The sequence below is a fragment of the Sphingopyxis bauzanensis genome, from assembly GCF_002205675.1.
Lineage (GTDB): Bacteria > Pseudomonadota > Alphaproteobacteria > Sphingomonadales > Sphingomonadaceae > Sphingopyxis > Sphingopyxis bauzanensis.
Window position 1 is genome coordinate 1 of sequence record NZ_NISK01000020.1, and the last position, 1,105, is coordinate 1,105.

Annotated in this window: 2 protein-coding genes and 2 pseudogenes; 1 reads left to right on the forward strand and 3 read right to left on the reverse strand. The window is 59.5% G+C overall.

Features of this window, described 5'->3' with window-relative positions; translation table 11 throughout:
- Positions 1-344: OmpW/AlkL family protein (locus CDQ92_RS20575; protein ID WP_336596124.1), on the forward strand; the 344-nt coding region annotated here is incomplete at its 5' end.
- 144 nt (positions 345-488) lie between these two features.
- Here the strand turns inward: CDQ92_RS20575 and CDQ92_RS20580 are convergent.
- The 3 genes and pseudogenes from CDQ92_RS20580 to CDQ92_RS22000 form a co-directional block, all read right to left on the reverse strand.
- Positions 489-677: pseudogene (locus CDQ92_RS20580) on the reverse strand (cbb3-type cytochrome c oxidase N-terminal domain-containing protein); the annotation flags it as partial.
- A complete protein-coding gene (locus CDQ92_RS20585) occupies positions 670-777 on the reverse strand; it encodes a cbb3-type cytochrome c oxidase subunit 3 (protein WP_336596125.1) in 108 nt (35 codons plus the stop codon). The pseudogene CDQ92_RS20580 and the gene CDQ92_RS20585, both read right to left, overlap by 8 nt.
- A 121-nt stretch (positions 778-898) precedes the next feature.
- Positions 899-1,015: pseudogene (locus CDQ92_RS22000) on the reverse strand (hypothetical protein); the annotation flags it as partial.
- Positions 1,016-1,105 lie beyond the last annotated feature (90 nt).

Consider the following 1,105-nt stretch of genomic DNA (forward strand, 5'->3'; position numbering starts at 1 on the left):
CTGTCTCTTATACACATCTAGATGTGTATAAGAGACAGATCCAGCCCTATGTCGGCGCCGGTCCGAGTTACTTCATCTTCATCGATGAGAAGCCCGGCGCGACCGCAGTTGCGTTGGGCGCGACGCGCCAGAAGATGAGCGATTCGCTGGGATTCGCGCTGCAGGCAGGGGTCGATATCCCGGTCAATCAGAACGGGCTGGCCGTGACCGTCGATGCAAAGCGCTATTTCATCCGCTCGACCGCGCACTGGTTTGCCGGAACGACCGAGGTGCTGCGCACGAAGCACCAGCTCGATCCGTGGGCTGTCTCTTATACACATCTAGATGTGTATAAGAGACAGTGATGAAGCTGAGGTAGAACCAGTTCGCGACATAGATATGGGGCTCGCGGCGGCGGACGATCGTGCCGACGAAGACCGCGAGATAGGAGAGCCAGACGACGGTGAGCCATCTGTCTCTTATACACATCTAGATGTGTATAAGAGACAGGCCGGATAGAGCGCCGCATAAACGACCGCCCAGGCTATGCAGATATAGAAGGTCCAGAGCCACCAGCGCGGGAGCGGCGTATTGAGCTCTTCGATACCGTCCCATTCGTGACCGACCGTGCGCGTGCCCGTCGCCTCGTCGACGCGGTGCCCTTCGGCGGAGGCCGGGAGATTTTCGGGATCAGCCATGCTCGTCTTCCTTGAAGATCATGTTTGCAGCGTCGTCGTGGTGGCGCCGCGCGCCTTTGCGAAACGGCCAGGTCACCAGCCCGAGAAACAGGACAGCCATGGCCCTGTCTCTTATACACATCTAGATGTGTATAAGAGACAGGTGCAAGACGGATCGTTTCGTCGAGAGTTTCGTCGAGATCGGCAAGCGTCTGGCCCGGCAGCCCGTACATCAGATCGAAGTTGATGGCGTCGATATCGCGGAGGCGCAGCCCGGCAACGACGCGCTCGATGTGCGATAGCGGCTGGATGCGGCCGATCGCCTGCTGGATGTGCGGCGCGAAGGTCTGGACGCCGAGGCTGACGCGCGTGACATGCGCGGCGGCGAGAACGAGCGCCCATTCCGCCGAGAAGCCGCGCGGATCGAGTTCTGTCTCTTATACACATCT

Excerpts from the sequence above, each read along its gene's own strand:
- CDQ92_RS20585 (WP_336596125.1), bottom strand. The coding sequence starts at position 777 with ATGGCTGTCCTGTTTCTCGGGCTGGTGACCTGGCCGTTTCGCAAAGGC.